General features: G+C 53.2%; 20 protein-coding genes and 1 pseudogene. 20 read left to right on the top strand and 1 reads right to left on the bottom strand.

The features are described 5' to 3' along the window. Positions 1–32 precede the first annotated feature (32 nt). Both BLW33_RS12205 and BLW33_RS12200 read left to right on the top strand, forming a co-directional pair. Positions 33–1,391: a uroporphyrinogen decarboxylase family protein gene (locus tag BLW33_RS12205; RefSeq protein WP_090309298.1), complete on the top strand. Its 1,359-nt coding sequence runs from the start codon at positions 33–35 to the stop codon at positions 1,389–1,391. A 52-nt stretch (positions 1,392–1,443) separates the two neighbouring features. Continuing rightward, complete coding sequence (locus BLW33_RS12200; protein ID WP_176966725.1) at positions 1,444–2,343, top strand: GTP-binding protein; 900 nt, start codon at positions 1,444–1,446, stop codon at positions 2,341–2,343. A 27-nt stretch (positions 2,344–2,370) separates the two neighbouring features. Here the strand turns inward: BLW33_RS12200 and BLW33_RS12195 are convergent, their stop codons facing one another. Then, entirely contained in the window at positions 2,371–3,279 is a 909-nt protein-coding gene (locus BLW33_RS12195; RefSeq protein WP_090309294.1) for a LysR family transcriptional regulator, read from the bottom strand. A 259-nt stretch (positions 3,280–3,538) separates the two neighbouring features. Between BLW33_RS12195 and hnr the strand changes: the two genes are divergently transcribed. The 18 genes and pseudogenes from hnr to BLW33_RS12110 form a co-directional block, all read left to right on the top strand. Continuing rightward, complete coding sequence (gene hnr / locus BLW33_RS12190; RefSeq protein ID WP_090309292.1) at positions 3,539–5,038, top strand: 6-hydroxynicotinate reductase; 1,500 nt, start codon at positions 3,539–3,541, stop codon at positions 5,036–5,038. Then, positions 5,019–5,867, top strand: a complete 849-nt coding sequence (locus BLW33_RS12185; protein WP_090309289.1) for an FAD:protein FMN transferase — start codon at positions 5,019–5,021, stop codon at positions 5,865–5,867. Before hnr ends, BLW33_RS12185 begins: the two co-directional genes overlap by 20 nt. A 15-nt stretch (positions 5,868–5,882) precedes the next feature. Continuing rightward, entirely contained in the window at positions 5,883–6,788 is a 906-nt protein-coding gene (gene hgd, locus BLW33_RS12180; RefSeq protein WP_242911672.1) for a 2-(hydroxymethyl)glutarate dehydrogenase, read from the top strand. Next, positions 6,789–7,679 carry a nicotinate dehydrogenase FAD-subunit NdhF gene (gene ndhF, locus BLW33_RS12175; RefSeq protein ID WP_090309287.1) on the top strand — a complete coding sequence of 297 codons (891 nt, stop codon included), beginning with the start codon at positions 6,789–6,791 and terminating at the stop codon, positions 7,677–7,679. Next, a complete protein-coding gene (gene ndhS, locus BLW33_RS12170) occupies positions 7,672–8,166 on the top strand; it encodes a nicotinate dehydrogenase small FeS subunit NdhS (protein WP_090309285.1) in 495 nt (164 codons plus the stop codon). Before ndhF ends, ndhS begins: the two co-directional genes overlap by 8 nt. Then, complete coding sequence (gene ndhL / locus BLW33_RS14485; protein ID WP_278286204.1) at positions 8,166–9,443, top strand: nicotinate dehydrogenase large molybdopterin subunit NdhL; 1,278 nt, start codon at positions 8,166–8,168, stop codon at positions 9,441–9,443. The genes ndhS and ndhL overlap by 1 nt, the downstream gene beginning before the upstream one ends. Then, complete coding sequence (ndhM, locus tag BLW33_RS14480; RefSeq protein WP_278286203.1) at positions 9,427–10,419, top strand: nicotinate dehydrogenase medium molybdopterin subunit NdhM; 993 nt, start codon at positions 9,427–9,429, stop codon at positions 10,417–10,419. Before ndhL ends, ndhM begins: the two co-directional genes overlap by 17 nt. Positions 10,420–10,465: 46 nt before the next feature. Beyond that, complete coding sequence (locus BLW33_RS12160) at positions 10,466–11,614, top strand: PTS sugar transporter subunit IIC (protein ID WP_090245345.1); 1,149 nt, start codon at positions 10,466–10,468, stop codon at positions 11,612–11,614. Between the two features lie 90 nt (positions 11,615–11,704). Then, a complete protein-coding gene (gene ena / locus BLW33_RS12155; protein WP_090309282.1) occupies positions 11,705–12,865 on the top strand; it encodes an enamidase in 1,161 nt (386 codons plus the stop codon). A 32-nt stretch (positions 12,866–12,897) separates the two neighbouring features. Then, complete coding sequence (locus BLW33_RS12150; protein WP_090309280.1) at positions 12,898–13,479, top strand: amino acid synthesis family protein; 582 nt, start codon at positions 12,898–12,900, stop codon at positions 13,477–13,479. Positions 13,480–13,564: 85 nt separating this feature from the next. After that, positions 13,565–15,412, top strand: coding sequence for a 2-methyleneglutarate mutase (gene mgm / locus BLW33_RS12145; RefSeq protein WP_090309277.1), 1,848 nt, complete (start codon positions 13,565–13,567; stop codon positions 15,410–15,412). An 11-nt stretch (positions 15,413–15,423) separates the two neighbouring features. Next, a complete protein-coding gene (gene mii / locus BLW33_RS12140) occupies positions 15,424–16,566 on the top strand; it encodes a 3-methylitaconate isomerase (RefSeq protein ID WP_090309274.1) in 1,143 nt (380 codons plus the stop codon). A gap of 18 nt (positions 16,567–16,584) precedes the next feature. Next, positions 16,585–18,027, top strand: a complete 1,443-nt coding sequence (locus BLW33_RS12135; RefSeq protein WP_090309272.1) for a glutamate mutase L — start codon at positions 16,585–16,587, stop codon at positions 18,025–18,027. After that, entirely contained in the window at positions 18,024–18,893 is an 870-nt protein-coding gene (gene dml, locus BLW33_RS12130; RefSeq protein WP_090309269.1) for a 2,3-dimethylmalate lyase, read from the top strand. Before BLW33_RS12135 ends, dml begins: the two co-directional genes overlap by 4 nt. 13 nt (positions 18,894–18,906) lie before the next feature. Then, positions 18,907–20,313: an L-serine ammonia-lyase, iron-sulfur-dependent, subunit alpha gene (locus BLW33_RS12125; RefSeq protein ID WP_090309267.1), complete on the top strand. Its 1,407-nt coding sequence runs from the start codon at positions 18,907–18,909 to the stop codon at positions 20,311–20,313. A gap of 66 nt (positions 20,314–20,379) precedes the next feature. Continuing rightward, a complete protein-coding gene (dmdA, locus tag BLW33_RS12120; protein WP_090309264.1) occupies positions 20,380–21,642 on the top strand; it encodes a 2,3-dimethylmalate dehydratase large subunit in 1,263 nt (420 codons plus the stop codon). 15 nt (positions 21,643–21,657) lie between these two features. Next, positions 21,658–22,149 carry a 2,3-dimethylmalate dehydratase small subunit gene (dmdB, locus tag BLW33_RS12115; protein WP_090309261.1) on the top strand — a complete coding sequence of 164 codons (492 nt, stop codon included), beginning with the start codon at positions 21,658–21,660 and terminating at the stop codon, positions 22,147–22,149. Positions 22,150–22,159: 10 nt separating this feature from the next. Further along, a pseudogene (locus BLW33_RS12110) lies at positions 22,160–22,503 on the top strand (sulfide/dihydroorotate dehydrogenase-like FAD/NAD-binding protein); the annotation flags it as partial.

Here is a 22,503-nt window from a genome sequence, read left to right as displayed (position 1 = left end):
TTAAAATCCAATCCATGAGGAGGAACAAACAAATGAGTAAAGAGCTGATTTTTAAAACAATGCGCCACGAGCCAACAGAACGGGTGCCATGGGTTCCCTTTTCAGGCATCCATTCTGGAAAGCTGGCAGGATATACGGCTGAAGAGATTTTAAAGGATGGCCAGAAATTATACGAATCTTTAATGGAAGTGGCCAAGGTTTACGGCCCTGACGGCATGCCCATTATGTTCGACCTTCAGCTGGAAGCGGAAATCCTTGGCTGCGAGCTGCTCTGGGCCCGGGATAACCCGCCTTCCGTGGAAACCCATCCCTACGAAGGGGATAAAAAAGGCATTCCATGCCGGTGTAAAATACCCACCCGGGAATCGGGACGAATCCCTGTTATGTTGGAAGCCATGACGAAGCTCAAGGCTTCTGTTGGGGAGGATATCGCTCTCTATGGCCTGATTTGTGGCCCCTTCACCCTGGCATCCCATCTTCGGGGCAGTGAAATCTTTACGGATATGCTCATGGATGAGGATTATGTCCGGGAACTGGTTGGCTTCTGTGCGGAAGTGGCCATTAAGATGAGCGAAATGTACATTGAAGCCGGGATGGATATCATCGCCGTGGTAGACCCTCTGGTGAGCCAGATTGCGCCGGAATCCTTTGATGCTATGTTGTCAGAATCCTTCACCGCCGTCTTCGACTATATCCGCAGTCGGGATCGCTTCTCCTCCTTCTTCGTGTGCGGGAATGCGACACCCCAGTTGGATGTTATGTGCAAGACCAATCCGGACAGCATTGCCGTCGATGAAAATGTGGATTTCAAATATGGGAAATCGGTATCCGACAAATACAATATTGCCATCAGCGGGAATATTCCCCTGACCGTGGTTATGCTCCACGGGGAACCCAATGATAACCGGAAATGCGTCATCGACCTTCTGGATTCCATTGAGGACAAACGCAACATGATTGTCAGTCCCGGCTGTGATATGCCCTACGATGTGCCCCTGGAAAATACCATCGCCTGTGCCCAAGCCGTTAAAAGCACCGAACAGGCCCGGGAAATGATCGTCGGTTATGAAGGGATGGATTTAAGCGATATTGAAGTTGAAATACCGGATTATGATCATCTTGAACGCCCCTTTATCGAAGTTTTCACCCTGGACTCCGTACAGTGTGCAGCCTGTACCTATATGATGGCTGCGGCAACCCGTGCCAAGGAAAAATACGGCGATCAAATCGATATTATTGAGTACAAATATACGGTTAAAGAAAATATGGTTCGATGCCAGAAGATGGGCATCACCAACCTGCCCACCATGGTCATTAATGGCGAAATTAAGCACGTTTCCATTATTCCCGATAATGAAGAATTAAGCCAGGAAATTGAAGCCCTCTTATAAAGGTGTCACCTGCCAGTGTGACATTGCGCATCGAAAAACGAATATCTGTTTATTGACAGGTTTTTTAGGCGCCGGAAAGACGACGTTGCTCAAAGAGCTGATGTCGTCTTTTCAGCGTCAAAGGATTGGAGTTATCGTCAATGATTTCGGGAAGATCAATGTTGACTACCGGTTAGTGGAAACCGAGGGGATGGCCATGGCCGAGGTGTCCAACGGCTCCATCTTTTGTGCCTGTGTAAAGGATAAATTTGTGGATAGTCTCATCGCCATGTCTCAGTGTGATATTGACATGCTGTTCATCGAAGCGTCGGGGCTGGCCGATCCTTCCAACATTGGGACGATTCTGGAGGGCATTCGGGGAAAGACCGGAGATGCCTTTTACTATCAAAGTGCCCTTTGTGTTATCGATGGGGAAACCTACTTGAAAATGTCAAAGCTGCTCCCGGCTTTGACCCGGCAGGTGGAGTATTCCGATATCGTGCTGGTTAACAAGGCAGATCGAATGGACGAGGATACCCGTGATGGAGTGGTTGCCCGGGTGAGGGCCATTAATCCTAATGCCCAGGTTTTTGTGACCACCTATTGTCAATTTGATTATAAAGCGGTCTTGAGGGTTAACGCCAGTAGTCGGGATGCCCAAGAAACCACCAATACCCCAGAGAGCCGCCCGGTAACCTTGAACCTGGAGGCTGTGCATTCCATGGATTACAAGGCCTTCAATGATTTCTTAAAGGCAGTTATCCCTGATACCTATCGGTTTAAGGGCTTTGTTAAAACCCTGGATGGGGATTTTGAGGTCAGTGCAGTAGGAGACTGTGTGGAAATGCAAAAGGCCCAAAAGCCTGTCGAAAAAACAGAACTGGTTGCCATTTCCGCAGTCGGTCTTCGCTTGTACACCACGGTGACCAGGGCCTCCAAGGCATTTTTGCACGAGGCATTAAAAATTCTTTGAGAAGAATAAAAGGCCCTCGGATCCCACCTACTGCAGAGGCAGACTTTGATTATTGAAAAACTGGATAAAATTTAACAGGGTGACGGACAAGGGGCTGTCCGAATTCCAGATGATATAGGCACAGGAGGAAATAGTGGGGCTGGTGATGGTCTTGACCACCATGTCTGAATCATTTTTTAGAAGGGAAGAGGTGTAGGGTACAATGGCAACACCCAAGCCCTGCTCCGCCCAGCTGAGCGAAGAGGACAAATCGTTATTCAGACAGAAGAACTTCGGAATAAACCCCTTCTGCCGACAATTATTTGTAATGAGCTCCCGGTAGCGGTGGTGAACGATTAAAGGCGTGTTTTTAAGTTCGGCTAAATCGATACTGGGTGACTCCAAATCCTTGTAAAAGGACGGCTTGGCCATGGTGACAAAGGAATCAAAATGAGGGTTGCTCAGGCCATCGTTTTCCAGGAGGATCGAATGAAAATCATGGAGGTTGAAGGGCTCCCGGACGATTCCCAGATCAACAGAACCAATGGAGAGGAGGGCACAAATGGAAGCCGTGCTTCCTTCCACAATATCAAAATGAACATTAGGTTCAATTTCTAAAAATTCTTTAATTCGCTGGGGGAGCAGCTGGTTACAGGCCGAGGTAATGGTGCCAATGCGAATGATTTCCTGTTTTTCCGCCTCCTCAGCCTGGAGGTCTGCGATGGTTTCATTGATAAGGCTGAGAATCTCCTTGGCACGCTCCTGGAGGAGCAACCCCTTTTCGGTAATGATCATCCGTTTTTTTTCGCGCTTAAACAGCTCAATGTCAAATTCCTCTTCCAGTGCTTTTAGGGATTGGCTAAGGGGGGGCTGGCTGATGTTCAGATTGATGGCAGCCTTTGTAATGTTCTCAGTTTCAGCAATAGCTAAAAAATATTCGAGCTGTTTTAATGTCATGACGATCAAACCTCCTAATTTTAAGATGAACAACCATATCGATTTAATTTCATTTTAACATAGAGCAATATAAAATGCTATCCCTATCGGTATCTACAAATGAAAACAAGTCATATCGAAAAGATATGATGCAATGGAAATTTTCTAAATATTTAATATTGGGAATAAAGTTAAGAGTTTAATATAATAGGGTTAAGTATTTGGAAAGGAGAATCAGTGGCGGAGAGGCACCGATTATTCGATGAAGGAGATTTAGAGGATGTTTAAAATTGATGAAGAAAAGTGTAAAAAGTGTCGGATGTGTGTCAAGGAGTGTCCGGTCCATGCGGTGTATTATGAAAAAAAGGACAAAGGGGCAATTGTAGAAATTACGGAAAAATGTGTGGAGTGTGGTATTTGCAAACGGGTATGTAAATTTGGTGCCATCGAAAACGACGCACCCTTCGAGTCCGTGGTGGTCTGCAGCTCCTGTCCCATCCAGTGCAAGGTCCCCCTGGGGGAAACCGGGGCCTGCACCCGTTACCGCAATGTCGGGGGAAAGCTGATCAGGGATCGGGAGCTGGTGGTGGAACCCTTAGAACAAAAGGAAGCAGCGGACAATATCAAAAAGCCTATCATTACAGCCGTGGGTGCCGGAACCAACTACCCCTGCTCCAAGCCAGCCCCCCATATCGTCAGTGAATGTCGGGACGGCGTGGATGTGGTGACAGTGGTCACCGAGGCCCCTTTAAGCTACAGTGGATTGGTGATCAAGCTGGATACCAACACGTATATCGGGGAAGAAGGAGACCCGGTTTACCGTGACGGCAAGGTCGTGGGGATGGTCAACACCGAGGAATACGGCTCGAAGATGATCGCCATCGGCGGTGCCAATCGACTCACCGGGGATAATGGCTTTGCCACAGCCCGGACCATCGTAGAGCTGGCCAACGGGGAAGAGGTTGAGCTGAAGGTCAACAAAAAGATCGTCTTAAAGCTGAAGGCCGGTGTGGCACCAGTCATCGACGGTGTGGAAGAAAGCATCATGCGCATTGGCTGCGGCAGTGCCACCGTGGGACTCTTCGCCAAGCGGATGAAGGATGCGGTGGATGAATGTATCGTGATCGACCACCATGTCATTGGGCTGTGCTCCGAGCATTTGGCGGGTGAAGCCGTGGGAATGACCTGGAGCGGGATTATCCCCAATGCCATCAAAAGCTCCAGAGGCCGTTACTTTGGCGGTCATGGCAGCGGCATCGGCGGAACCTCCCTGGAAACACCCCGGGACGCCATCAAGGCGGCAGATATGAGCATAGCCAAGGCCGGCATGCAGGTCATGGTGGTGAACACCACCGGTGAGATTTACGCTTTGTTTGAGCTGAAGGCAGATGGCAGTTTTGATGAAATCCCCATGACGGAAGCGGCCCTTGGTGTGGCCCAGGCCATCCAGGATAATTGTCAACGCTCCATGACCTCGATTTTATACACCGGGGGAACCGGCGGCAGTGCCCGGGGTGGGGTGTGCACCCACCCGGTGAAGATTACCGAAGCCGTTCATGAGCAAAAGGCGGTGTTAACCATTGGAGGAGCCCCCGCCTTCGTTTATCCCGGCGGCGGCATTAATTTCATGGTGGATACCCAAAAGGTGGTGAACAAGGCCTTTACCTGGGTGCCCACACCGGCAACGGTGGCACCGGTGGAATACACCATGACGGTAGCGGACTACGAAGCCATGGGTGGCCATATGGATCAGATTAAAGATGTGTCCGACTATAAATAAGGACTTCTTCCGGGAGCTGGCCGATGGCAGGATTTACGTGGACTACGGGCCGGTGTCCATGGTTCTGTCGGCCATGAAAAATGGGGTGGCACAGCCGTCTCTGTGTGCCGCCCATGCTCAGGCCATTCCCAGGATTTTGGAAGAAATCGCAGAAGCCCGGGATCAATTGTGCCGCTATCCCGGAGAGATTGATGGCCAGGGCCTATGGGGACTGCCCCTTGAGATGCTCGAAACCGTTCGACGGGTGGATGAACCGACCTTAACCCCCATGGCTACAGTGGCCGGAACGGTGGCGGACGGTGTGGCGGATCAGCTGTTTAAGGAGGATGTGGACACGGTTATTGTTAACAATGGCGGGGATATTGCCCTTCGGCTGCGCCGAGGTGCCAGTATCCGCATGGGAATCCTTCCGAATCTGGCCGCAGGGCAGATCACCCAAACCATTACCCTCACAGAGGAGGATGGCATCGGCGGGGTGTGCACCAGCGGATTAGGCGGACGGAGCTTCACCCGGGGGATTGCCAATGCCGTCACCGTTCTTTCAAAGCGTTGTATGATTGCCGATGCCTGCGCGACACATCTGGCCAATACCTCCTATGTGGCCTGTGACGGGGTGATTACCGCCCGGGCCGGGGATATGCAGAGGGAAAGCGATATTGCAGAGCTTCAGGTCGTTACCCAGGTGGGAGTCCTCAGTGATGGGGTTCGGCAAAAGAGTCTTAAACAGATAGAGGCAGAAGCGGTACGCCAGGCCCGAATGGGGAATGTGGCAGCGGTCTTTGCCGATGTCGGGGGCACCGCCATGGCGTGGCGCCCCAATGAAGTATAGAGATGGAGTGGAACAATGGAAAAATTAATTAAAATTGGATTTATCGGGTTAGGGGCCATGGGAAAACCCATGGCGATCAACCTCCTCAAAGAGGGGTATACGGTTTATGCTTTCGATTTGATGGAGGCTAATGTGGCTGCAGTGGTGGCCCAGGGAGCCGAGGCCTGTGAAAACAATCAGAAGGTTGCCGCTGCTTCGGATATTATTTTTACCTCCCTGCCCAATGCCGGGGTTGTAGAAGCCGTCATGAATGGGCCTGCGGGTGTCCTTTCAGCTTGTAAAGCAGGGACGGTCATTGTGGATATGAGCAGCGTATCCCCATCCTCAACCTTGAAAATGGCCAAGGTCGCTGCAGAAAAGGGTGTCGATTATGTGGATGCCCCGGTAAGCGGCGGAACCAAGGGGGCCGAAGCCGGAACCCTGACCATCATGGTGGGGGCCTCAGAAGCGGTCTTTGGGAAAATACAGCCTGTCCTTTGCGTCATTGGTAAGGATGTTTATCATGTGGGGGATACAGGTGCAGGGGATGCGGTGAAAATCGTCAACAACCTGCTTCTAGGCTGTAATATGGCCAGCCTGGCCGAAGCGCTGGTCCTCGGGGTGAAATGTGGATTAAAACCAGAAACCATGCAGGAAATCATCGGGAAAAGCTCAGGCCGAAGCTATGCTATGGAAGCCAAGATGGAAAAATTCATCATGAGCGGTGATTTTGCAGGGGGATTTGCCATGGATCTCCAGCATAAGGATTTAGGCCTGGCCCTGGAGGCTGGCAAGGAGGGAAATGTTCCCCTTCCCATGACCGCCATGGCGACCCAAATCTTTGAAGGCGGTCGGGCCATGGGCTTGGGCCGGGAGGATATGTCAGCGGTCATTAAGGTATGGGAGCAGATGACCGGCGTTTCAGTTTCAGGAGGGCAATAGATGAAAGACTTTGAATTTTTCGCCCCTAAAACCTTAGAGGAAGCAAAAGGCCTTTTGCATCAGTATAAGGATGTTCCCCCGGCAATCATTGCAGGAGGGACAGATTTGGTCATTGAAATCAATGATCGCTGGGAAAAGCCGGATGTGGTGATCGATATTAAGAAGCTTAAAGAGCTGGAATACATCCGGGTAGAGGAAAACACCATTCATATCGGTGCGCTGTCGACCTTTACCCAAATTGAAAACCATCCCTTTATCCGCTCCCATGTCCGGGCTCTGTATAAAGCCGCCAGCCAGGTGGGTTCCCCCCAAATCCGGAATCTGGGAACCATCGGCGGGAATTTATCCACCTCCTCCGTGGCTGGGGACGGGGTCTCTGCCATGACGACACTGGATGCCACGGCGGTGCTGGAAAGCGTCCGGGGCACCCGGAAGATGAAGCTGACGGATTTCTTCGATGGAGAGGGCTTCAAACGGCGCAATGCCCTGGAAGCTGACGAGATCATGACCGAGGTCATCATCGACCGCCCGGATGCCCACAGTGCCAGTGCCTTCTACAAGCTGGCCAAGCGGAAATCCCTGGCCATCTCCGTCATCGGAGGCGGCATGGCGGTTAAGGTGGACGACGCTGGGGTGTGTACCTGGGCATCCATGCGGGGAGGCTGTATTGGCCGTTATCCCCTCCATTTTAAACAGGCCGAGGAAATGCTGGTGGGGGCACCCCTGACCATGGAAGCCCTGGAAGCCACCCTTCCCATTCTCCACGATACCGTGTACGATATGGCCCGGGCCCGTCCCTCCGTGCTGTATAAAAAGGAAAGCGTCCAGGGCGTCTTTAAAAAGCTTTTTGTGGACATCCTGGATCAATTAGAAGGGGGATGCAATGAATAAAATCACCATTAATCTTAATCTCAATGGGGAGGCACGGAGCATCGTGACTGAACCCAATAAACGGCTTTTAGATCTTCTTCGGGAGGACTTTGGACTGACCAGCGTGAAGGAGGGTTGCTCCGAAGGGGAGTGTGGGGCCTGCACCGTCATTTTCAATGGTGATGCGGTAACCACCTGCTGTATGCTGGCCGGACAGGCTGACGAATCCACCATCATTACCCTGGAAGGGGTGGCCGAGGATGGCAAGCCCAGCCTGCTGCAGCAATGTTTCCTGGAAGCTGGGGCTGTCCAGTGCGGGTATTGTACTCCGGGAATGATCCTGACGGCCAAGGCCCTTCTGGACAAAAACCCTGATCCCACGGATGAAGAAATCACAGTGGCCATGTCTGGTAATTTGTGCCGCTGTACCGGCTATATTAAAATTCACGCTGCTGTGCGCTACGCCGTGGAACGGATGCGCGAACTGAGGATGAAGGAGGACGCCTGATGGGAAAGGACTATCAAGTACTTGGAAAAAACAAGGTCAAGGTTGATTCCCTGGAAAAGGTAATGGGCACCGCTAAATTTGCGGCGGATTATTCCTTCCCGGATATGCTCTACGCCGGGGTGTTTCGAAGTACTGTACCCCATGCCAGAATTGTATCCCTGGACCTTTCCAAAGCCCGGGCCATTGACGGTGTGGAAGCGGTGTTAGACTACCACGCCATTCCAGGAAAGAATCGATTTGGCATCATTATAAAGGATGAGCCTTGCCTGGTGGATGATAAGGTCCGTCGGTATGGCGATGCCATTGCCGTAGTGGCCGCCCGGACCCCGGACCTGGTTCAGGAAGCCCTGGATGCCATCACCATTGAATACGAGGAGCTGGAAGGGATTTTCACCATAGAGCGGGCCCTGGAGGAAGACTCCCCAGCCATCCATGGCGACACCAATATTCACCAGGTCAAACATTTGGAATACGGGGACGTGGATGCCGCTTTTAAACAATGCGATATCGTTGTGGAGGATACCTACTCCACCCACCGTCTAACCCATATGTTCATCGAGCCTGATGCCGGCGTATCCTACTACGACAATGAGGGAATGCTCACCGTTGTGGTGTCGACCCAGAATCCCCATTACGACCGGGGAGAGGTTGCTGGAATGCTGGCCCTGCCCAACAGCAAGGTCCGGATTATCCAGGCCACCACTGGCGGCGGATTTGGCGGGAAGCTGGACCTTTCGGTTCAGTGCCATTGTGCCCTGCTGACCTACCATACCAAAAAGCCGGTGAAGATGGTCCGCTCCCGGGAGGAATCCACCACGGTCTCCTCCAAGCGTCACCCCATGACCATGCATTGTAAGACCGGGGCCACCAAGGATGGCCGGCTCCAGGCGGTGCAGGTTGAAATGTTTGGGGATACCGGGGCTTATGCCTCCTACGGACCGGCGGTTATCACCCGGGCAACGGTGCATTGCATGGGACCCTACGTGGTGCCCAATGTACGGGTAGATGCTAAATTTGTCTACACCAATAATCCCATGAGTGGGGCCTTCCGGGGATTTGGGGTTCCCCAGGCATCGGTATGTCATGAGGGACAGATGAATGCATTGGCTAAAGCCCTGGGAATAGACCCCATTGATATCCGGATTCTCAATGCGCATCAGGTCGGATCGAAGCTGGCCACCGGACAAGTTCTGGAAAACAGCGTCGGCTTAATCGAAACACTGGAAAAAGCCAGAGAAAAAGCAGTGGAGGTGATGGGTTATGAAAAAACGCGGTAAAGGTGTCGGCAGTATGTGGTACGGCATCGGGAATACGGGCCTACCTAACCCTGCGGCTGCCTTCGTGGAAATCCACGGAGATGGTTCCGCCAACGTGATGTTTGGTGCGGCGGATATCGGACAGGGGAGCGGGACGGCCATGGCCCAGATCGCCGCTGAAGAGCTTGGACTTGATTATGAAAAAATCCATGTGACCTGGGGAGATACCATGGTCACCCCGGATGGTGGGGCAACGTCAGCTTCCAGACAAACCCTTATCACCGGAAACGCCGTTATTCTGGCCTGCCGTCAGGCCAAGGAAACCCTGGCTAAAACAGCAGGGGAAAAACTGGATTGTGCGCCTGAGGAGCTGAGCTTCAGAGACAATACGGTTTTCATCACCGCGGATCCAGAGCGTAGCATGACCTATGGTGAGCTGATGGCCGCCATGAAGGCTGCTGGCCGGATGGCCGTCGGTGCAGGGGCCTATAACCCCAACACAACGGGCCTGGCGCCAGAGGATATGTCTGGGATTCCCTTTGAGGTTTATTCCTACGCCACCACCATTGCTGAGGTGGAGGTGGATACGGAAACCGGAGAGGTGGATGTTCTTAAGGTGGTTTCCGCCCACGATGTGGGAACGCCCATTAACCGATCCATGGTCGAAGGCCAGATCGAAGGGGGAGTCACCATGGGTCAAGGCTTCGTCCTCATGGAGGAAATTGAAGTCAACACCAAAAATGGTGCCATCAAGAACCCGTCCATGTCCAAATACATTATTCCGTCCAACCGAGATGTACCGGAGATCCATTCAATCCTGGTCGAAAGCGAAGGCGGACCAGGACCCTTCGGGGCAAAGGGCGTGGGCGAACCGGCCCTGATTCCCATGATTCCGGCGGTGGTTGCCGCCATTGAGGATGCTTTGGACACACGTTTCACCCATACCCCCATTATGCCGAAAGACATTGTGGCAGCGGTAAAGGCACAAGAAAAATAAAACTGAATAAAATCCATTAATGTTAACAATTAGAGAGGGAAACACTATGGAAAACAAAGAGAAAAACGCAGTTCTACGGTTTTTGGAGAAAAAGAATGTCATTATCTCGTTTAAGCGATATGGCATCGATGCGCTTTCTGCAATGGCCCTTGGGCTATTTGCATCGCTCCTCATTGGGACGATCATTACCACCATCGGTCAGAATATCGGGAATTCCACCCTGGATCTGGCCACGGCAACCAATGTATCGACACTGGATTATATGGCAGTGAAGCTGGTGGAAATTGGGGGATTTGCAACCTCGGTGACCGGCTGTGCCATGGCGATATCCATTGGGTACGCCTTGCAGGCACCCCCTTTGGTCTTATATTCCCTGGCAGCCGTTGGGCAAGCCACCAATAAGCTTGGCGGGGCCGGGGGCCCCATGGCTGTTCTGGTGGTTGCCATCCTGGCAGCAGAGCTTGGAAAAATTGTTTCTAAAGAAACAAAGGTTGACATCATCGTGACACCCTTTGTGACCATCGCCGGGGGGATCATTATTGCCATGGCCATTGCCCCAGCCATTGGTGCGGCGGCCAGCAGCATCGGCTTTGCCATCATGTGGGCTACGGATTTCCAACCCTTCATCATGGGTGTTTTGGTCTCGGTAATCTGCGGGATCTGTCTGACCCTGCCCATCAGCTCGGCGGCCATTTGTGCGGCCCTGGGTCTCGTCGGTTTAGCCGGTGGGGCTGGGGTGGCAGGCTGCTGCGCCCAGATGGTTGGCTTTGCGGTCATGAGTTATCCTGAAAATGGTTTCGGGGGACTGATTGCCCAGGGGATTGGGACCAGCATGCTCCAGGTTCCGAATATTTTAAGAAATTGGAAGATTTGGATTCCGCCCATTGTGGCTTCAGCCATTACTGGCCCTATTGCGACCTGCATCTTTAAGCTAAAAATGAATGGTGCCCCTGTATCGTCTGGGATGGGAACCTCTGGCCTCGTTGGTCAAATCGGAGTGATTACCGGTTGGGCCTCACCCTCAGAAAATGCTTTGGCCCTGGGAGAAGCAGCTGTGCAGGCCGGTGCCTGGGATTGGATCGGCTTGATTCTGATCTCCTTCGTGCTGCCGGCTATACTGACTCTGGCCGTTGCCATTCCCCTGCGTAAAATTGGTTGGATTCAAAAAGATGATTTAAAAATCGACATGGGTTGATGCCACACCCAGGCTGGGGCCAAGCCATGCGGAAAAACAACTGAGTCATTCACGGGTCATTGCCCATGAAAATATAATGGAGGAACTGTTATGAGTAAAACAATTATCAAAAACATTGGAAAAATTGTAAGTGGCGACATCAAAAGCCCCGTGCTGCAAGGTGACACCATCGTTGTGGAAGACGGCCTCATCGCTGCCATTGGCGGTGAAGAGCTGATGAAGGATGCGGGTGATGCCACCATTATTGACGCCGCAGGTTCTACGGTGACTCCTGGGTTGCTGGATACCCATGTCCATGTCAGTGGTGGGGACTTTGCCCCCCGTCAGAAAACCATGGATTTTATCAGCAGTGCCCTGCACGGCGGGGTAACCACTATGATTTCCGCTGGATCTCCCCATTTTCCGGGACGCCCCAAGGATGCCGCAGGAACGAAGGCCCTGGCCATCACCCTGTCCAAGTCCTACTATAATGCCCGTCCGGCAGGTGTGAAGGTTCACGGCGGTGCCGTTATTTTGGAAAAGGGACTGACAGAAGCCGATTTTATCGAAATGAAGAAGGAAGGGGTCTGGATTGTCGGGGAAGTGGGCTTAGGGACCATTAAGAACCCGGAAGATGCGGCTCCCATGGTGGAATGGGCTCATAAGCACGGCTTTAAGGTACAGATGCACACCGGCGGGACCTCCATTCCAGGAAGCTCCACTGTTACGGCGGATGATGTCATTAAAACCAAGCCTGATGTGGTTTCCCATATCAATGGCGGCCCAACGGCTATTTCGACCCAGGAAGTGGACCGCATCATGGATGAAACAGATTTTGCCATGGAAATTGTCCAGTGTGGGAATCCTAAAATTGCAGATTATGTGGCCAGACGGGCTGCCGAAAAGGGACAGCTTGGCCGGGTGATCTTCGGAAACGATGCCCCGTCGGGTACAGGCCTTATTCCCCTGGGCATCCTGCGCAATATGTGCCAGATTGCTTCCCTGTCGGATATCGATCCTGAAGTTGCCGTGTGCATGGCCACCGGGAATTCCACAGCAGTGTATGGCCTCAATACCGGGATTATTGCAGTGGGTAAGGAAGCGGATATCGTTATTATGGATACACCCCTTGGCTCTGTGGCAGAGGATGCCATGGGCGCCATTGCCGCCGGGGATGTTCCCGGGATCAGCGTGGTCTTAATCGATGGGGAGGCTGTGGTCACCAAGAGCCGCAATACCCCACCGGCAAAAAGAGCGGCAAAGATTCTATAATTCAAACCATTTTAAATAAAGGAGAAATCACTATGGCTGTAGAACCGAAAATCAGAAAAATTGTCACAACGATTGAAGATGTTAAATTTGAAGGCTTTAAAGAACTGGAACAGCCTATCCGTACGGTCTCTGTGGCTGCCGTCATCGAAAATCCCTTTGCCGGGAAATATGTCGAGGATTTAGGCGAGCTCAGCGAAATCGGCGAATGGCTGGGGGAACACCTCAGCAAAAAGGCTGCGGAAATTTTGGACGGTCATGTTGAAACCTACGGAAAGGGTGCCATCGTTGGCTCCAACGGGGAATTAGAACACGCTGGCGCTATCATGCATCCCAAGCTGGGCAAGCCCATGCGGGAAGCCATTGGCGGCGGGAAATCCATCATTCCTTCGGCTAAAAAATCCGGACCGGCTGGAACCAGCTTAGACGTACCGGTGCATTTTAAGGATGCCGCCTTTGTTCGGACCCACTACGGTGCAATGGAAGTGCGTATTCCCGATGCTCCGAAGTGCAACGAAATCGTCGTGGCCCTGGTCTTTTCCAACGGCGGACGCCCCCATGCCAGAATCGGCGGGCTGACCATGGCAGAAGCAAAATGCGAAGACGGCATGCGGTAAAGTAAGATGATTCAGCTTCCCCGGGTTTACCGGGGAAGCTGAAAGATAGAGAATCAGATGTTGAAGAGAGTGGAATGAGGAGAGTATGCAAGAGAAAACAAAAAGAATCATAAAAGAGGATATTGAAGCGGTTCGGGCGTACAGCGATTGCTTTGATGTGGAAATGCCGGATTTGGACGAAAACGGAGAGGTGGTCGGACTGCCGGCTCCTTATCCCCGGGAAGTGGCTGGGACGGTTCGCAGCGGCTACCGGATTTACGATTTGGCGAAGAAGGCAAAGGATAGAGGCTGGCCGATTCAGAATCCCATTTTGGGTCGAAATACGGCAGAGGAAACCTATGGGGAATCCCAGGAAATGTACGCTTATGCTGATAAATTTGATGAAACCCTCTTCCACTTTGTCCACGCTGAAGCCACCCGTCACATCGACCCTTTAAAGGGCCGGGAGCTCATTAATCAATCCCGGGGAAAGGGTGGTATTACACCCATAGGTGAGCGGGAATTCATCGCCATGGGCGGGGGCTCCAAGCATCCGGTGCGGATTAACGCCACCGGGGATACCCCCCATCTGTCCATTATCAATGCCCTAATTGCAGGCTTTGACGGGACGGATATCGGGCCGGTGATCCACGTTCACTTTGGGGGACGGGGAATCCACGATTATAAGACCAAGGTGGTCAATGGCTATAAAGCCATTCAGATTTGTGCAGAAAATAATATTTTTGTCCAGCTGGATTCCCACAAGCACCTCAACAATATTGGGGGGACCGACGGCATGGCTCTGGCTATGTGTTTGCTGTCTGAAGGACTGGCGGTCCACGCTGAGCTGCCCTGGGAGCTTTCCGCCATTCAGATGAATGTAGCGGGGATTAATATTTACGCGGATCTGGCGGTAATGCGGGCCTTCCGCACGGCCTGTCAGAGTAAATCCATCATTGCCGTGCCGGAAACCTTCCAGAATCCACCGGGAAATCTGGTGGCAGAAGCCGCCCATTTCTCCCGTATGGCCGTGACGGCTAAATTAGGGGGGGCAGATTTCTATCGCCCCAAGGCCGCAGAATCTGTGGGGATTCCCACGGGAGATTCCATGGGCCAGGCCATCTGGGGAACCGAGGATGTCTTTAGCCATGTGGTCAACCCGGACATTCAGTCTCCGGTCATCGACGCCAGAAAGGCTGAGATCATCGACGAAGCCCTGGCGGTTCTGGAAGCGACCCTCCATCTGGAAGGCCTCACCCTGGATCAGATGAAAGGCGACTTCTGGAAGCAGTGGTCCGATGAAGAACTCATCGATATGATCGTCACCGCCGGAAAATCCGGGGTTCTTGACAGCCAGCGGGCTGCGGGCTGGGATTTAAAGCGCCACGTGGTGGTAAACCGCGATCCCGACGGCATTACCCGCTACGTCCGGGGCTATACCCCTCTGGGGGTGGATGCCAGCCGCTGTGCCCAAAGCGACGAGGCGGTTGAAGTCCACGTCAAAAAGGCGCCCACCCGGAAGGAAAAAATCGTCCTGGCCACCGTGGGGGCCGATGCCCATGTCAACGGCATCAATGTCATCCGGGAGGCTTTCCAGGATGCAGGCTACGATGTGGTCTACCTCCGGGGGATGAACTTGCCGGAAAGCGTGGCCGAGGTTGCCGCAGAAGTAAATGCCGATGCCGTTGGCGTCAGCAACCTGCTGGGCCTGGGTATGGAGCTCTTCCCACGGGTCAGCAAGCGCCTGGAGGAATTAGGTCTACGGGACAAAATGGTGGTTTGTGCCGGTGGCAGAATTGCCGAAAAGGAAGAAGAGCACCGTCAATTTGAAGAAAAAATCCAAAAGGAAGGCAGTGCCTTCATGGGAATGGATGGCTTCTTTGGACCGGGCAGTTCACCGGAGGACTGCGTAAAAATCATTGGCGATATGATTGATGCTAAGAAAGCACAATAAGGAGGAGAATGATGAGTGATCAAATGCGAATCCCCTGTGTCATCATGCGGGCAGGGACCAGTAAGGGAATCTTTTTAAAGGAAAATGACCTGCCTGCGGATCAGAACCTGCGGGACAAGGTGATCCTGCGGATCTTTGGGAGCCCGGATGTCCGCCAAATCGATGGCCTGGCTGGGGCTGACCCCCTGACCAGCAAGCTGGCCATCATCGGACCATCCACTCATCCCGATGCCGATGTGGACTACACCTTTGCCCAGGTGAGCATCACCGATGCTGTGGTGGATTACAACGGCAATTGCGGAAATATTTCCGCTGGGGTCGGCCCCTTCGCCATTGACGAATCCTTTGTAAAGGCCGTGGAACCCATGACCCGGGTTTGCATCCATAACACCAATACCGGCAAGCTGCTTTACGCCGAGGTCGAGGTGGAAGATGGTAAGGCCAAGGTCAGTGGGGATTGCAAAATTGATGGAGTTCCCGGCACCAATGCACCGGAGCTCATGGATTTTTCAGATACTGCGGGTGCAGCCACGGGTAAGGTGCTGCCCACGGGCAATGTGGTGGATGTGCTGTCCACCAGCAAGGGAGACATCGACGTGTCCATCGTGGATGTGGCCAATCCCTGTATCTTTGTCCACGCCGCCGATGTGGGGATGAAGGGAACAGAAACCCCAGATGTCATCGATGGGAATGCCGAGCTTCTGGCTTACCTGGAAGAGATCCGGGCGAAATGCTGTGTAAAAATCGGCATGGCAGCCACAGAGAAGGAAGCCTCGGAAAAATCCCCGGCCTTCCCCATGATTGCCTTTGTTACCAAGCCTGAAGATTATGTGGACTTCTCCACGGGCAATACCATTGCAGCCGACGCCGTGGACCTGGTATCCCGCTTAATGTTCATGCAGGTGCTCCATAAAACCTACGCAGGAACTGCAACGGCCTGTACCGGCTCTGCCGCCCGGATCGATGGGACCATTGTTAACCAGGTCCTTCGGGACACCGGGGACGAGGATACGGTACGCATCGGCCACCCCGCTGGTGTTATTCCGGTGGTATCCATCGTCAAGGATGGTGTGGTGGAAAAAGCGGCCCTGATCCGCACCGCCCGACGGATTATGGAAGGCTATGTCTACGTCGAAAAAGCGAAATTAGTTTAAAAAATCCGGAGGCGGAGTATGGACGCGAATCTCATTGTATTTGACATCGGCAGTACCTGGACCAAGGCCGTGGCCTTCCGCCTGGATGGCCGGAAGCTGACCTATTTGGCCCGGGGCCAGGCCACCACCACCGTGAAGGATGTGGCGTTGGGAGCCGCCCAGGCTGAATGGGATATCCAGAACCAGGGCGTTGGTCTGGAGGAGGGGTACAAACGCTACAGCTCCTGTAGCGCCGCCGGGGGCCTTCGGATGGTGGCCATGGGCTATATGCCTAAGGTTACCGCCAAGGCAGCCAAAGAGGTCGCTATGACCGCCGGTGCCCGGGTGATGGAGGTCATCTCAGTGGATGAGCCTCCAGAATTTCGGGAGGAGGTCCTCCATGAAATCCGTCCGGATATTATCCTCCTTGCCGGGGGAACGGACAATGGGGATGAAACCTCGGCCCTGGAAAATGCAGCAATCATCTGCCGGGCGAAGGTGACGGCGACGGTTATTGTGGCCTGTAACCAGGTGGCCCAGCGCAGGGTGGTGCGCCTTCTGAAAGAGGCTGGCATTCCCAGCATCCGCATCCCCAACATCATCCCCACCATCCATGAGCTCAACACGGTGCCCGCCCGGGAGGCCATCCACAGCCAGTTTATTAAACAAATCACCCAGGCCCAGGGGGTCCAGGAATTTTGTAAAACCCTGAGCAATCAGGAGGTCATCCCCACACCCGGGGCCGTCTTCTTCGCCAGCGAGCTGCTGGCTAAGGGGATTTACGGCAAAGAGGGTATCGGAAGCCTGATGCTCATCGATATTGGCGGGGCCACCACCGATATCCATTCCGCCATACCGGAGCTATTAGAACTCAAGATCGAGGAACGGGGGCTGCTAATCAATAATGAAAAGCAGTACTCCTACCGGACGGTGGAGGGTAACCTGGGGATGCGCATTAGCGCCGGGGGCGTGTTAGATACCGTGGGTGCAGAAAATCTGCTGACCTACGCTGGCCCCGGAGTGGGGGAATCAGACATCATCGACTATATTGAAATGGTTGAAGAACAGCCTGACCACATCCCCCAGAGTGAAAAAGAAAAAGCGATGGACCATGCCATTGCAACCTGTGCCATCAATCTGTCCATTAGACGTCATGCCGGCTTTTATGCCAAGGAGAATGACGCGGTGATGGGGGTGATGGCCGGGACGGCCATGGGCAGAGATTTAAGACATATTAAAAACATCGTTTGTTCCGGAGGGGTTCTGGTGAACGCCGCGGACGAGGAGAAACGAGCAATCATTACCCATGCCTTTGAGAACCCAGGGAACGCCCTGTTGCCCATCCAGGCACCACGGCTCATTTATGACGAGCACTACTTGCTTTTTGCCCTTGGGGTTTTAAGCAAATGGTACCCCGAAGCCGTTCTGGATTTTATGCTCGAAGAATGGAAAAATATAGAACATGAGGAGATTAACCAATGAATACAGCAGCAAAGATGAGAGAATTATTAAGCACTAAGAAAATGGTGGTGGCACCTGGCGCCCACGATGCCATGACTGCAAAGGTCATCGGCCGTTTGGGATTTGATGCCGTTTATATGACCGGCTACGGCCAATCCGCCAGCCATTTAGGTCAGCCGGATGTCGGACTTTTAACCATGACTGAAATGGTAGCCCGCGCCAACGCCATCGTCGAAGCTGCTGGCGTGCCGGTGATTGCCGATGCCGATACGGGGTTTGGAAATGCTGTCAATGTTATGCGCACTGTCCGGGAATATGAAAAAGCCGGTGTGGCGGTCATCCAACTAGAAGACCAGGTCATGCCTAAAAAATGCGGCCATATGGTCGGTCGTGAAATTGTATCCAAGGAAGAAATGGTTGGGAAAATCAAAGCCGCCGTGGATACCCGCGTGAATCCCGATTTTATGATCATGGCCCGGACCGATGCCAGAACCACCAAGGGGATCGAAGAAGCCCTGGAACGGGGACTGGCCTATAAAGAAGCTGGGGCCGATATCATCTTCATCGAATCACCAGAAGGGGAAGAAGAAATGAAGCGTATCAACGAAACCATCCCAGGTTACACCCTGGCTAATATGGTGGAAGGCGGCCGTACCCCCTTATTAAAGAATGCAGCGTTAGAGGCATTGGGTTATAATATCACCATTTACCCCACCGCTTCCATTTATGTGGCCACCAAGGCTATGGTGGATCTGTGGACCGCTCTTAAGAATGACGACACCACCGCCGGTGTTATGGATACCATGGTCACCTTTAGTGAGTTCAACGACCTCATGGGTCTGGAAAAGATTCGCGAAGTCGAACACAACTACGCCACCGGACGTTAGGCGGGTGAAGGCCATGACAGAATTAAGACAAAGAATCGAGGAACAAAACCCTCTGACCATCGGTGAAGTCGTGGCCTTAGCCACTGAATTCGGCGCCCGGGTAGAGGACGTGGTGCTGCTGGAATGTGAAATCCAATCCGGGCTGTCCCGGGAGGAGATTTTAACCCAGGTCATGGCAGAGTACGAGCATAATATCCGTGCTCTGGAAATTGGTCTGGTGGATGGAGAAAGCATCCTTTTGGGGACAGTAGCCTCCCAATTGGCAGGGATTGAAGGCCCAAAGTGCTTCGGGGATAAATTTTTAGATGATGCCCTGCTCTATACCCTGGCAGCCCAAGTGGGCAACCATTGTATTGGCTTGAGGCCCTGTGCCGGAACCGGGGATTCCTGTCCCTACGCCGGTTTTGTAAAAGCCATGCAGGAAAACGGCTACGATGCCAAACGGGTGGCAGAAATTGCCGCCGTCATCCTTAAAATCGGAAGCCTCTTCCGGGTGGGGAAGGTCACCACAGGCTGTAACATGGAAGGCTTTGGTGCCGGTTCAGCCTGTATTGCCGCGGCCACAGCACTATTAGAAGGGGCGACCCCAGAGCAAATGGAGAAGGCCATGGTCTTAGCTATGTCCCCCACCATCGGTGTCCCCTGTACCCCCCGGGTGCTGGTGCCCGCTCTGTGCACCACCCATGTGGGCGGCGCCATCCTCAATGGGATGTATTCCGGACGGCTGTGTACCAAGGTGGAGATGACCGTCAACGTCCCCTTTGACGTTATGATTTCCATGGCCAGCCGGGTCCATATTGAATCCGGCAAGCACCTGGTGCCCACCGTGGTGGAATACATGGAACCCTTCTTTAAGAAGAAGGAAAAGGTAGAGTCCCTGGTGAGCGAAGCCGTGAAAGCGGCAGAAGCCCAGGAAGAGGTGGAAACCCTGGCCAAGGCCAAAGTCATCGCCAAGGATATGGCCAAGGGCACGAAGGGCATCCTGAACACCTTCGGCGATGCCGTGGTGGGGGGGAGCAGCCAGGCTGTGGGCTCACCTACCAATGCTGCCCGGATTGCCAATCGGCTGGCCAAGGGCACCATCAAAAAGGTCACCATCGAGCTGTACCCCGAGCTGTTCAAGCGCCGTTCCATCAATGTCCCCGGCATCCTGATGGGAGCCGTCTTCGGTGCCTCCACCTCGGACTATGAGATGTACAACAAATCCATCGACCTGGTGAAGGAAAAGGGCATCGAGGTGGAAATCGTCGAAGGCAGCGAGCATGCCATTCAGCGCATCACCATCGAAACGGATCTGATGACCTGTTCGGTAAATACCTTAAACCGCGGCGGTGGACGGCTGGTCATGCGGGAGGCATCCCCATCCACCGAAGAAGCCATCACAGCCGCCCAGGAAATCGGCATTCAGCTGGTGGATTAAAAAAACACGGATTAAAAGGTATCACGCCTGTGATGCCTTTTTTAGAATGAAAAGGAGAATTAAACTATGGGAATGACAATGACCCAGAAGATACTGGCGGCCCACGCCGGTCTGGATAGTGTAAAGGCCGGTGACCTCATCATGGCAGATCTGGATATGGTCTTAGCCAATGATATCACCGGTCCGGTGGCCATTAATGTATTTGAAACCATCGATAAGGATGTGGTATTCGACAAGGATAAAATCGCCCTGGTGCCGGATCACTTTGCCCCGGCCAAGGATATTAAATCCGCCCAGCAGTGCAAGCAGGTCCGCTGCTTCGCCTGTGATCAGGATATCACCAATTACTTTGAAATCGGAGAAATGGGCATCGAGCATGCTCTTCTACCGGAAAAGGGCTTAGTCGCCGCCGGGGATGTGGTCATCGGTGCGGACTCCCACACCTGTACCTACGGGGCATTAGGCGCCTTCTCCACCGGTGTGGGCTCCACGGATATGGCCGTGGGAATGGCGACGGGCAAGGCTTGGTTCAAGGTTCCTGCTGCCCTGCGCTTTAACCTCACCGGCACCCTGAACAAAAACGTTTCCGGGAAGGACCTCATCCTTCATATCATTGGGATGATTGGTGTGGACGGTGCCCTGTACCGCTCCATGGAATTTACCGGACCCGGGGTGGCCAGCCTGACCATGGATGACCGTTTCACCATTTCCAACATGGCCATTGAAGCCGGTGGAAAGAACGGTATCTTCCCGGTGGACGATCAGACCATCGCCTACATGGAAGAACACGGCTCTGGGGATTACACCGCTTATACCGCCGATGACGATGCGGTTTACGAAAGAACCTTTGATATCGATTTGAGCCAGCTGAAATCCACCGTGGCCTTCCCGCACCTGCCGGAAAATACCAAGATTGTGGCGGAAATTGAAGAACCTGTCGCCATCGACCAGGTGGTCATTGGCTCCTGCACCAACGGCCGTTTCATGGACCTTAAACGGGCGGCGGATATCCTAAGAGGGCATCATGTGAAAAAGGGTGTCCGGATGCTGATTATTCCGGCCACCCATAAGATCTACCTGGATGCCATGGCGGCGGGATACCTCCGGGAATTCATCGAAGCTGGTGCCACCATTTCCACCCCCACCTGTGGCCCATGCCTTGGCGGATATATGGGAATTCTGGCCGAAGGGGAACGCTGTGTATCCACCACTAACCGGAACTTTGTGGGCCGTATGGGCCATGTGGATTCCGAGGTGTACCTGGCCAGCCCGGAAGTCGCCGCCGCATCTGCCATCCTGGGGCGCATTGCCACCCCGGACGAATTATAAGAGGAGGACATTAAGATGAAAGCAAAAGGAAGTGTGTTTCGTTACGGCGACAATGTGGATACGGATGTCATCATCCCGGCCCGTTTTTTAAATACCAGTGATCCCCTGGAGCTGGCGGCCCATTGCATGGAAGATATCGATGTGGATTTTTCCAGTAAAGTGAAGGCTGGGGATATTATCGTAGCCGATGATAATTTTGGCTGTGGCTCCTCCCGGGAGCACGCCCCCATCTCCATTAAGGCCTCCGGCGTGTCCTGTGTCATTGCCAATAGCTTTGCCCGGATCTTCTACCGCAATGCCATCAACATTGGTCTGCCCATCTTAGAATGCCCGGAAGCAGTAGCGCTGATCGAAGCCGGGGATACCGTGGAAGTGGATTTCGATTCCGGTGTCATTACCGATGTGACCAAGAACCAGTCCTTCCAGGGCCAGGCCTTCCCGGAATTCATGCAAACCCTTATCGCTGCTGGGGGATTGGTGAATTATATTAATGACGCTGGGAAGTAGAGGAGAGAGTATGTACAAAATCGTCAAAGCCGAACACCTGGCAGAGAACATCGTCCTGATGGACGTTGCCGCTCCCCGGGTAGCGGGGCATTGTGAACCCGGACAATTCATCATCGTCCGGATGGATGAAAAAGGGGAACGCATCCCCCTAACCATCTGTGACTACGACCGGGAAGCCGGCACCGTCACCATCGTATTCCAGGAGGTGGGCGCCTCCACCATCCGCATGGCTGCGTTAAAAGAGGGCGACGCCTTCTTAGACTTCATCGGACCCCTGGGCTGTGCCTCAGAATTGATCAACGAAGATCTCGAAGCCCTAAAAGCTAAAAAGATTCTCTTTGTGGCCGGAGGCGT

Origin of the sequence: Eubacterium aggregans (assembly GCF_900107815.1) — a bacterium.
GTDB lineage: Bacteria > Bacillota > Clostridia > Eubacteriales > Eubacteriaceae > Eubacterium_O > Eubacterium_O aggregans.
The sequence above is the reverse complement of the archived record's forward strand: the minus strand, read 5'-3'. Positions and strand labels throughout refer to the sequence as shown.

Coding starts and splice junctions, on each gene's coding strand:
- BLW33_RS12150 (WP_090309280.1), top strand. CDS start 12,898: ATGGCTGTAGAACCGAAAATCAGAAAAATTGTCACAACGATTGAAGAT.
- dml (WP_090309269.1), top strand. CDS start 18,024: ATGAATACAGCAGCAAAGATGAGAGAATTATTAAGCACTAAGAAAATG.
- BLW33_RS12135 (WP_090309272.1), top strand. CDS start 16,585: ATGGACGCGAATCTCATTGTATTTGACATCGGCAGTACCTGGACCAAG.
- ndhL (WP_278286204.1), top strand. CDS start 8,166: ATGGGAAAGGACTATCAAGTACTTGGAAAAAACAAGGTCAAGGTTGAT.
- mgm (WP_090309277.1), top strand. CDS start 13,565: ATGCAAGAGAAAACAAAAAGAATCATAAAAGAGGATATTGAAGCGGTT.
- ndhS (WP_090309285.1), top strand. CDS start 7,672: ATGAATAAAATCACCATTAATCTTAATCTCAATGGGGAGGCACGGAGC.
- BLW33_RS12125 (WP_090309267.1), top strand. CDS start 18,907: ATGACAGAATTAAGACAAAGAATCGAGGAACAAAACCCTCTGACCATC.
- hnr (WP_090309292.1), top strand. CDS start 3,539: ATGTTTAAAATTGATGAAGAAAAGTGTAAAAAGTGTCGGATGTGTGTC.
- ndhF (WP_090309287.1), top strand. CDS start 6,789: ATGAAAGACTTTGAATTTTTCGCCCCTAAAACCTTAGAGGAAGCAAAA.
- mii (WP_090309274.1), top strand. CDS start 15,424: ATGAGTGATCAAATGCGAATCCCCTGTGTCATCATGCGGGCAGGGACC.
- BLW33_RS12160 (WP_090245345.1), top strand. CDS start 10,466: ATGGAAAACAAAGAGAAAAACGCAGTTCTACGGTTTTTGGAGAAAAAG.
- hgd (WP_242911672.1), top strand. CDS start 5,883: ATGGAAAAATTAATTAAAATTGGATTTATCGGGTTAGGGGCCATGGGA.
- ena (WP_090309282.1), top strand. CDS start 11,705: ATGAGTAAAACAATTATCAAAAACATTGGAAAAATTGTAAGTGGCGAC.
- BLW33_RS12185 (WP_090309289.1), top strand. CDS start 5,019: ATGTGTCCGACTATAAATAAGGACTTCTTCCGGGAGCTGGCCGATGGC.
- dmdA (WP_090309264.1), top strand. CDS start 20,380: ATGGGAATGACAATGACCCAGAAGATACTGGCGGCCCACGCCGGTCTG.
- ndhM (WP_278286203.1), top strand. CDS start 9,427: ATGAAAAAACGCGGTAAAGGTGTCGGCAGTATGTGGTACGGCATCGGG.
- BLW33_RS12195 (WP_090309294.1), bottom strand. CDS start 3,279: ATGACATTAAAACAGCTCGAATATTTTTTAGCTATTGCTGAAACTGAG.
- dmdB (WP_090309261.1), top strand. CDS start 21,658: ATGAAAGCAAAAGGAAGTGTGTTTCGTTACGGCGACAATGTGGATACG.
- BLW33_RS12205 (WP_090309298.1), top strand. CDS start 33: ATGAGTAAAGAGCTGATTTTTAAAACAATGCGCCACGAGCCAACAGAA.